Source organism: Lonsdalea britannica (assembly GCF_946477055.1).
GTDB classification, from domain to species: Bacteria; Pseudomonadota; Gammaproteobacteria; order Enterobacterales; family Enterobacteriaceae; genus Lonsdalea; species Lonsdalea britannica_A.
This window is the reverse complement of the sequence record NZ_CAMKXG010000142.1, coordinates 1-9,012: the sequence shown is the minus strand read 5'-3', so window position 1 is coordinate 9,012 and position 9,012 is coordinate 1. Positions and strand designations below refer to the sequence as shown.

Sequence of the window (9,012 nt, the reverse complement as noted above, 5' to 3'; positions counted from 1 at the left end):
AAAAGCCAAAAGCCAAAAGCCAAAAGCCAAAAGCCAAAAGCCAAAAGCCAAAAGCGTAATGGCTCGCCGGATGAGCCTGTGGCCGTTGGATGCGCATCGTGATGAATTACGATTGCGGACAGTGCTGTCACTGCCGTCTATGAACCTGACGCTATGAGTCCCCATAGAGGCGCAACATCAGTCATGACGAATTCCATAACGGCCACATGACGTGGCCGTTTTTACTGGGCTCGTGTCGGTGGCAAACCGGTTGGCGTCAGCGAGTCACCGTGGTTTCAACGGGCAGGTCATCTCGGCCTCCCCATTCCCCCCAGGAACCGTCATACAGTTTGACTTGAGGGGCGTTCAGCACATACAGCGCTAACACGACCACGGCGGCTGTTACGCCGGAGCCACAGCTGGCGACGATAGGGCGCTGGATATCAATTCCCTTTTGCTCGAATACAGCGGCCAGCTCTTCTGGGGCTTTCAGCGCGCCGTTTGCCACCAGTTCGTTCCAGGGTACGTTAACGCTGCCGGGGATATGGCCGCGACGCAGTCCCGGACGGGGTTCATCCGCTTCCCCCGCGAAACGCGGTGCCGGACGAGCATCGACGATTTGAGCGGAATGATCGCGGGTGATAGCTAGCACCACTTCGGCCTGACAGATTACTCCGGCGTCAAGTCGAGCCTTGAAGGTGCTTGTCGGATGACCGTTGTTTCCTTGCTCCAGAGGCAGTTGCTGGTGTTTCCATTCGGCCAGGCCGCCAGCCAGAATAGAAACCTTTGTCACGCCAAAGGTTCTCAGCATCCACCAGGCGCGAGGGGCGGAAAACAGGTTGCCTTCGTCATAAATGACGCAGTGCTGTCCTTCGCTGACGCCTAGCGCTCCCATCGCCTGAGCGAAGGACGCGCTGTCCGGCATCATGTGCGGTAGAGGCGACGTCGCGTCTGACAGCGTTTCGATATCGAAAAACGCCGCCCCCGGCAGGTGTTCGGCCTCATATTCGGCCTGAATATCCCGCGTGGTGTCGCCAGGTGGCAGCATCCGCGCATCAAGCAACGTGATATCAGCGTCGTTCAGATGCGAATTCAGCCAGGTGGCGGTAACAAAGATGTCGGAACTGGATACAGACATGAGACCTCCCGAGCGGGCTGTCAACGCAGCCCGGAATAAGATGAGGATTGAATTGTCAGCGATTTTTTAAGAGCGGACAAGCGCAATCCTGCCTCTAACGCCAGTTTCGGCGCACTCTATTTCAGGAGTGCGAGCGTTACCGGAACACAGGGATGAAACAGATGAAACGCGCGTATATGTTTGCCATCCGTCTCGCAGGTTGGACAGAGAGGGGGTGCCACACAGGGATTCAGCGTTATAATGATAAGAAAAGGACGATAAGATAACGTTATTTTAAAAAAATGTTATTTGACCGTAGGCAAGATGGAGGTGCAACCCTATAATCTGCGCCACTTTACGGTGCCGGGATCATAATTTATTAACCGGCAGTTATCAGACAGTTATCAAACGAGGTCACTATGACGGTAGAACGTACTTTTTCTATCATTAAGCCCAATGCGGTCGCCAAGAATGTGATTGGCGCTATCTATAACCGCTTTGAAAGTGCAGGCTTCAACATTGTCGCTGCCAAAATGCTTCATTTGACTCGCGAACAGGCCGAAGGCTTTTACGCTGAGCATCAGGGCAAACCTTTCTTTGACGGTCTGGTGACATTCATGACTTCCGGCCCCATCCTGGTTCAGGTATTGGAAGGCGAAAATGCCGTTCAGCGTCACCGTGACCTGATGGGCGCGACGAATCCCGAGAATGCGCTGGCGGGGACGCTGCGTGCGGACTACGCAGACAGCATGACTGAAAATGCGGTGCATGGTTCTGATTCTCTGGCGTCAGCCGAACGCGAAATCGCCTACTTCTTCAGCGCGGACGAGGTGTGCGCACGCACCCGTTGAGCTAAGGCAAAGAATTAAAAGCGGAGTGGCGCTGGCACCTCCGTATTAAACTTTGTACAATGCCGCGCCCCGGAACGAGCAGGCGCTCGGCCGGGGCGTTTCTTTATCCCTTATCACTTCTTTCGAGCCATAACGTGTAACAACGAGGCCATGAGTCAATATGTCTGAGCAAACCGTATCCCCGATCGCCACCGAGTCTGACGCTATTGCCGTTAAGCCGACGGGCACTGAAAAAATCAACCTGCTGGATCTTAACCGTCAGCAAATGCGCGCCTTTTTCGCCTCAATGGGGGAAAAGCCGTTTCGTGCCGATCAGGTCATGAAGTGGATTTATCACTACTGCTGTGATGATTTTAACGAAATGACCGACATCAATAAGGTGTTACGCACCAAATTGCAGGAGATCGCTGAAATTCGCGCGCCTGTCGTGGTCGATGAGCAGCGCTCCTCTGATGGCACGATCAAGTGGGCTATTTTGGTCGACGGCCAGCGTGTGGAAACGGTCTACATCCCGGAAGAGGAACGCGCGACGCTGTGCGTATCTTCTCAGGTAGGGTGTGCGTTGGAGTGCAAGTTTTGCTCGACGGCGCAGCAAGGGTTCAACCGTAACCTGCGCGTTTCTGAAATCATCGGTCAGGTATGGCGCGCGGCGAAAATTATCGGCGCGGCTAAAGTCACCGGGCAGCGTCCTATCACTAACGTTGTCATGATGGGCATGGGCGAACCGCTGCTGAACCTGACCAACGTGGTGCCTGCGATGGAAATCATGCTGGACGATTTCGGCTTCGGTTTGTCTAAACGTCGTGTGACGTTGTCGACTTCCGGCGTCGTGCCTGCGTTGGATAAGCTGGGCGACATGATCGACGTCGCACTGGCTATTTCTTTGCACGCGCCGAACGATGAAATTCGTAATGAAATCATGCCGATTAACAAAAAATATAATATCGAAACCTTTTTGTCGGCAGTACGGCGTTACCTGGATAAATCCAACGCTAATCAGGGACGTGTCACCATCGAATACGTCATGTTGGATCACATCAACGACGGTACGGAACACGCGCATGAGTTGGCGGAATGCCTGAAAGATACGCCGTGCAAGATCAACCTGATCCCGTGGAACCCGTTCCCGGGCGCACCGTATGGGCGCAGTTCCAACAGCCGCGTTGACCGTTTCTCCAAGGTACTGATGGAATATGGTTTCACCACCATCGTTCGTAAAACGCGCGGCGACGACATTGATGCGGCCTGTGGACAGTTGGCCGGGGAAGTCGTTGACCGTACCAAGCGCACGATGAAGAAAAAAATGGTCAAGGATACGATAGCCGTTAAAAGTGTATGATCGTGGTCGGCCCGAGAGGGCCGGACTGATGATAAATACATTTCAGGGGCTTATCATACTATGCTGTGGTAACGGCGGACTCATATAACCGGGGCCGCCGGCCTTCGGCGAGAGACAATGGCTAAGGATAGTCAGCGATGAATTCACGGCGGCAGGGACGGTGGTGGCGTAGTTTGGCCGTGTTATGTGTGATGATCGGCGGGTGCGTGAGCACCGCAGAAACAGACTCACTCTCGCCGCAGGCGCAGACGCGTTTGCAACTGGGGTTGGCCTATCTGGAGCGCGGACAGTTTGACGTCGCGCACAGCAACCTGCTCAGCGCCTTGAAAGCGGCCCCGGATGACTACCGTACCCAATTGGGTATGGCGCTATACGAACAGCAAATTGGTGAAAATGCAGCGGCTGAAAAACGTTATCAGCAGTTGTTGCGACAGAGCCCTTCGAACGGGAGCGTAATGAATAATTACGGTGCGTTTCTGTGTGGTTTAGGGCAGTATGTAACGGCGCAACAACAGTTTAGCCGCGCAACGCAGCTCGCAGATTATCCGCAGGTTGCCGATGCTCTGGAAAACGCCGGTTATTGTTTTTTAGACGCAGGGCAGTCTGATGAGGCGAAGCAACGACTTCGTCGGGCGCTGAACTACGACCCTCGCAAAGGTCGACGCCTACTCGCGGAAGCCGAGCATCGTATGCATGCCGGTCATCCACAACAAACGCGGGTGCTCTTGAATATTTATCAGCCGAAATTTCCGGCGAGTGCCGAAAGTTTATGGCTACAGATTCGTTTCGCCGCGCTGGCGGGGGATACCGATGACGCGATGCGTTACGGTGCGATGTTGGCGCGAAGTTTTCCACAATCTAAACAGTACCAGCAGTTCTTAGCTAATGAATACTGAAGCCAATCAAGATAAAACAGCATCACCCATAGCCACTCCTGGGGAACGACTGCGTCAGGCGCGTGAAAGCTTAGGGTTGTCGCAGCAAGTCGTCGCGGAAAGGTTGTGCCTTAAAGTCTCCACCGTTCGCGAGATTGAAGAAGACAACACGCCTGCCGGCCTTGCGCCGACATTCCTGCGTGGATATATCCGTTCTTATGCCAAGCTGGTGCATCTGCCCGAAGATGAGCTGCTGCCGATGCTGGAAAAACACGTGGTGCCGAGTCGTACCTCTAACGTTTCCCCTATGCAGCACCTCGCGCTGGGCAAAAGTCGTAAAAAGCGCGACGGCTGGCTGATGACCTTTACCTGGATCATTTTGCTGGGGGTATTGGGGTTAACGGTCGCCTGGTGGTGGCAGAATCATCAGGCGCAGCAGCAGGAAATCAATTCTATGGTCGATCATGCGAACGCTACGCAGACTTCGCAAGATGGACAACCGCTGGATTTAGGAAATGGCGAACCGGACCCGGTTGTCCCGGACGATAGCGCCACGGGGGCGACCACTCCCGAGGTGACGCCGCCTGCCGACGCTTCCTCGGCGGCGTCCACGCCAGCGGCGACCAATGCGCCTGTGCCTGTGGCTCCTGTCACGCCTGCTCCTTCGCAGACGGCATCCCCGGCTCAACCTTCTCCAGCGCCATCTTCTTCGGCGGCTCCGGCCGTTGAGACTCCGGCGCCTTCCGCTCCAGCGTCTAACGCATTAGCCATGTCGTTCTCTGCTGACTGCTGGCTGGAAGTGGTGGATAGCACCGGCAAAAAACTGTTCAGCGGTATGCAACGCAACGGCGGTTCGCTGAATCTGAGCGGACAACCTCCTTATCGACTCAAAATCGGCGCGCCTGCTGCTGTACATATTCAGTATCAGGGTAAACCGGTGGATTTGAGTCAGTACGTCAAAAGCAATCAGGTTGCACGTTTAACGCTGGCCGGCCAGTAATTTTCCGGCCGGTAGCGGCATTTTGGAGGTGAAGTTGTGAATAACCCCGCACCCATAACCCGTCGCAAATCAAAGCGCATTTACGTTGGTAAGGTGCCCGTCGGTGACGGTGCGCCGATCGCGGTGCAGTCGATGACGAACACCCGCACAACGAATGTTGAAGCAACGGTAAATCAAATCAAAGCGTTGGAGCGCGTGGGCGTCGACATCGTTCGCGTTTCCGTCCCCACGATGGATGCCGCCGAGGCATTCAAGCTGATCAAACAACAGGTGAACGTGCCGCTGGTAGCGGATATTCATTTTGACTATCGCATCGCGCTGAAAGTCGCTGAATACGGCGTGGATTGCTTACGCATCAACCCCGGTAATATCGGCAACGAAGAGCGCATTCGCTCTGTCGTGGACTGCGCACGGGACAACAACATCCCGATTCGTATCGGCGTCAACGCTGGTTCGCTGGAAAAGGATCTGCAGGAAAAGTACGGTGAGCCAACGCCGGAAGCGCTGCTGGAATCCGCTATGCGTCACGTCGACATTCTCGACCGGCTTAACTTCGACCAGTTCAAAGTCAGCGTGAAGGCCTCCGACGTCTTCCTGGCTGTCCAGTCCTACCGCTTGCTGGCCTCCCGCATCGATCAGCCGCTGCATCTCGGTATCACCGAAGCTGGCGGCGCACGGAGTGGGTCGGTGAAGTCCGCCATTGGTCTGGGCCTGCTGCTCTCCGAAGGGATTGGCGATACGCTGCGCATCTCGCTGGCGGCCGACCCGGTCGAAGAAGTGAAAGTCGGTTTTGATATTTTGAAGTCGCTGCGTATTCGCGCGCGTGGCATCAACTTTATTGCCTGCCCGACCTGCTCGCGTCAGGAGTTCGACGTGATTGGCACCGTTAACGCGCTGGAACAGCGGCTGGAAGATATCATCACGCCGATGGATGTATCGATCATCGGCTGCGTGGTTAACGGGCCGGGCGAAGCGCTGGTATCGACGCTGGGCGTGACCGGCGGCAACAAGAAAAGCGGTTTTTATGAAGACGGCGTTCGCCAGCGTGAGCGATTCGACAACGAACAGATGATCGACCAGCTGGAGTCGAAGATCCGCGCCAAAGCGGCGATGTTGAACGAGAGTAACCGCATCACCATCAACGTGGTCGATAAGTAATGACTGTGGCGGCATCGCACAAGATGCCGCCTCGTCGACAGCTTCCCAACCCGACGGCGACGGTCGCGCATTGATGCCGCAGTGCCGTTCCCCCTATAATCGGGCCTATTTTCGAGAAAACGGATTAGAGAACTGACGTGGCAAAAAATATCCAAGCCATCCGAGGCATGAACGACTACCTGCCGGCCGATACGGCTTTATGGCAACGTATTGAAGGCAGCCTGAAACAGGTGCTTGCCAGCTATGGTTATAGCGAGATTCGCACGCCTATCGTTGAGCAGACTTCTCTGTTCAAGCGCGCTATCGGTGAAGTCACCGACGTCGTAGAAAAAGAGATGTACACGTTCGAGGACCGTAACGGCGATAGCCTGACGCTGCGCCCTGAGAACACGGCAAGCTGCGTCCGCGCAGGCATTGAGCACGGCATCCTCTACAATCAGGAACAGCGTCTGTGGTACTCGGGCCCGATGTTCCGTCACGAACGTCCGCAGAAAGGCCGCTATCGTCAGTTCCATCAGCTCGGTTGTGAAGTTTTCGGTCTGAAAGGCCCGGATATCGATGCCGAAATGATCATGATGACCGCGCGCTGGTGGCGTGAGCTGGGCATCGCCGAACACGTTTCGCTGGAACTGAACTCCATTGGCTCGCTGGAAGCGCGTGCGCGCTACCGCGAGGCGCTGATTGCGTTTCTGGAACAGCATCAGGATGTCCTGGACGAAGACTGCAAACGTCGTATGTACACCAATCCGCTGCGCGTACTGGATTCCAAAAATCGCGATGTGCAGACGCTGTTAAACGACGCGCCGGTCCTGACGGATTACCTCGATGACGAGTCGCGCGAGCATTTTGACGGCCTGTGTGAACTTTTAACGCAGGCGAGCATCCCATATAAGGTTAATCCGCGCCTGGTCCGTGGGCTGGATTATTACAACCGCACCGTCTTCGAATGGGTGACCTCCAGCCTCGGTTCACAGGGCACAGTGTGCGGCGGTGGACGCTACGATGGCATGGTGGAACAGCTGGGCGGTTCCAGCACGCCTGCGGTCGGTTTCGCGATGGGCTTAGAGCGTTTGGTACTGCTGGTTCAGACGGTCAATCCAGAGTACAAAGCGCTACCGGGCGTGGACGTTTACGTCATTTCTTCCGGTGCGGGAACGCAGAGCGCGGCTATGTTGCTGGCGGAGTCGCTGCGTGACGCGCTGCCTGGGTTGAAGCTGATGACCAACTTCGGCGGCGGCAACTTTAAAAAGCAGTTTGCTCGTGCGGATAAAAGCGGGGCGCGTGTCGCTCTGGTGCTAGGCGAAAATGAAGTCGCGGCAGGACAGGCAGTGGTGAAAAACTTGTCCAGCGGCGAACAAGAAACTCTGGCGCAGGCTGACGTTGCAGCCCGGCTGACGACGCTACTGGATTGAGGAGAAAGACACCGTGGAAGTCTATACCACAGAGAATGAACAGGTTGATGCGCTGCGACGTTTCCTGAGAGAAAACGGAAAGGCGTTGGCTGTCGGTGTGGTCCTGGGGATAGGAGCGCTGGTCGGTTGGCGCTTCTGGCAGAGCCATGAGGACAACAGCGCGATGGCAACATCGTCGGCCTATCAGCAGGCCAGTGAAACGCTGACGGCAGGTAAGGGCACCACGGCGGTGGAAGCGTTTGCTGCCAGCAACAAGAACAACTACGGCGCGCTCGCCTCTATGGAGCTGGCGGCTCACTATGCTGAGCTGAAAGACTTCGCTAAAGCAGAGCAGCAGCTGACTCAAGCGCTCTCTCAGAGCAATAACGCCGATCTGCAAACGCTGATCAACCTGCGTCTGGCGCGTGTGCAGCTCGCGCAGAACAAAGCGGATGACGCGCTGAAAACGCTGGATGCCATCAAAACCGAAGGCTGGGCCGCTATGGTTGCAGACGTTCGCGGCGACGTTCTGGTCAGCAAAGGTGATAATCAGGGTGCGCGTGATGCGTACGACAAAGGCATTGAGTCTCAGCCTCCTCAGGGGCTGCAGGCCCTGTTACGAATGAAACTGAACAACCTGTCCAGCTAAGAGGAATTCCATGCAATTGCGTAAAACACTTTTGGTAGGACTGGTTTCAACTGCCCTGCTGAGCGGCTGTTCGCTATTCGACCGTGAAGAAGACGTTGTTAAAATGTCTCCTCTGCCGCAGGTAGAGAACCAGTTCACGCCGACTAAAGTCTGGAGTCGTTCAATCGGCAGCGGTATCGGTGATTTCTATTCCAATCTGCGTCCGGCCTGGCAGGACAGCCGTGTTTATGCCGCCGACCGTCGCGGTACGGTTAAAGCGCTGGATTTGAGCAACGGCGAAGAAAAATGGAAGGCGGACCTGTCTGAGAAAACGGGTCTGCTGTCGGCGAACCGTCCGGCACTGTTGTCCGGCGGCGTCTCGGTTGCCGGGAATCACGTTTACGTCGGCAGCGAAAGAGCGAAGATGTTCGCTCTGAATGCTGACGACGGCTCTCAGGTCTGGGAGACGCCGGTCGCCGGGGAAGTCACTTCCCACCCGGTTATCAGCGATGGCGTAGTGCTGGTACACACTAGCAATGGTATGCTGCAGGCACTGAACGAAGCTGACGGCGCTGTTAAGTGGACGGTGAACCTGGATATGCCGGCATTGTCGGTGCGCGGCGAGTCTGCGCCTGCGACCGCATTTGGCGCGGCCATCGTTGGCGGCGACAACG

At 55.8% G+C, this 9,012-nt stretch carries 9 protein-coding genes; 8 read left to right on the top strand and 1 reads right to left on the bottom strand.

The genetic code is table 11. The features are described from left to right. Positions 1 to 256: 256 nt before the first annotated feature. On the bottom strand, positions 257 to 1,117 hold the full coding sequence (gene sseA, locus Q7O77_RS10770; RefSeq protein ID WP_304166844.1) for a 3-mercaptopyruvate sulfurtransferase: 861 nt from the start codon (positions 1,115 to 1,117) through the stop codon (positions 257 to 259). 398 nt (positions 1,118 to 1,515) lie between these two features. On the opposite strand from sseA, the gene ndk reads away from it, so the two are divergent. The 8 genes from ndk to Q7O77_RS10730 all read left to right on the top strand — a co-directional run. Next, positions 1,516 to 1,947 carry a nucleoside-diphosphate kinase gene (ndk, locus tag Q7O77_RS10765; RefSeq protein WP_304166841.1) on the top strand — a complete coding sequence of 144 codons (432 nt, stop codon included), beginning with the start codon at positions 1,516 to 1,518 and terminating at the stop codon, positions 1,945 to 1,947. 160 nt (positions 1,948 to 2,107) lie between these two features. Then, the gene (locus Q7O77_RS10760; RefSeq protein WP_085653566.1) at positions 2,108 to 3,286 is read left to right on the top strand and encodes a bifunctional tRNA (adenosine(37)-C2)-methyltransferase TrmG/ribosomal RNA large subunit methyltransferase RlmN; all 1,179 of its coding nucleotides are present in this window, start codon (positions 2,108 to 2,110) and stop codon (positions 3,284 to 3,286) included. A gap of 137 nt (positions 3,287 to 3,423) precedes the next feature. Further along, positions 3,424 to 4,182, top strand: a complete 759-nt coding sequence (pilW, locus tag Q7O77_RS10755; RefSeq protein WP_304166837.1) for a type IV pilus biogenesis/stability protein PilW — start codon at positions 3,424 to 3,426, stop codon at positions 4,180 to 4,182. Beyond that, positions 4,172 to 5,161, top strand: coding sequence for a cytoskeleton protein RodZ (rodZ, locus tag Q7O77_RS10750; protein ID WP_304166835.1), 990 nt, complete (start codon positions 4,172 to 4,174; stop codon positions 5,159 to 5,161). The genes pilW and rodZ overlap by 11 nt, the downstream gene beginning before the upstream one ends. Positions 5,162 to 5,197: 36 nt before the next feature. Beyond that, entirely contained in the window at positions 5,198 to 6,319 is a 1,122-nt protein-coding gene (gene ispG, locus Q7O77_RS10745) for a flavodoxin-dependent (E)-4-hydroxy-3-methylbut-2-enyl-diphosphate synthase (protein WP_085653569.1), read from the top strand. A gap of 137 nt (positions 6,320 to 6,456) precedes the next feature. Continuing rightward, positions 6,457 to 7,731, top strand: coding sequence for a histidine--tRNA ligase (gene hisS, locus Q7O77_RS10740; RefSeq protein ID WP_304166831.1), 1,275 nt, complete (start codon positions 6,457 to 6,459; stop codon positions 7,729 to 7,731). Positions 7,732 to 7,744: 13 nt separating this feature from the next. Further along, positions 7,745 to 8,359 carry a YfgM family protein gene (locus Q7O77_RS10735; protein ID WP_304166829.1) on the top strand — a complete coding sequence of 205 codons (615 nt, stop codon included), beginning with the start codon at positions 7,745 to 7,747 and terminating at the stop codon, positions 8,357 to 8,359. A gap of 10 nt (positions 8,360 to 8,369) precedes the next feature. Next, positions 8,370 to 9,012 (top strand): PQQ-binding-like beta-propeller repeat protein (locus tag Q7O77_RS10730; protein WP_304166827.1); only part of this gene is annotated, 643 nt, incomplete at its 3' end.